A 373-nucleotide genomic window follows, 5' to 3' on the forward strand; every position below is an offset into this window, starting at 1 on the left:
CACCGTCGCCGGAGCCCTCACCCTCCAAGACGCCGCCCGCGTCGTCGCCCTCCGCTCCCAAGCACTCCGCGCCCTCGCCGGCCAAGGCGCCATGGCCTCCCTCGCACTGGGCCCCGACGACACCGCGCAACTGCTCACCGAACTGGCCGCCGACGCCGGCCAGGTCACCGCCGCCGCCTTCAACGGGCCCGCGTCCACGGTCGTTTCCGGGCCGCCCGACCAGGTCGCCGCGGTCGTGGCCGCATGCGAGGCCGAAGGCCACCGGGCCCGGACCATCGACGTGGACTACGCCTCCCACAGCCCCCAGGTCGACCAACTCCGCGACCAGATCCTCACCACCCTCGACGGCATCACCCCCCAACCCGCACACACC

General features: G+C 74.3%; 1 protein-coding gene. It reads left to right on the forward strand.

Going from position 1 to position 373, the window contains the following annotated elements:
- Positions 1–373: acyltransferase domain-containing protein (locus tag IH54_RS41105; RefSeq protein WP_043183713.1), on the forward strand; the 373-nt coding region annotated here is incomplete at both ends.

The sequence above is a fragment of the Streptomyces sp. NRRL F-5123 genome, assembly GCF_000721495.1.
Taxonomy (GTDB): domain Bacteria; phylum Actinomycetota; class Actinomycetes; order Streptomycetales; family Streptomycetaceae; genus Actinacidiphila.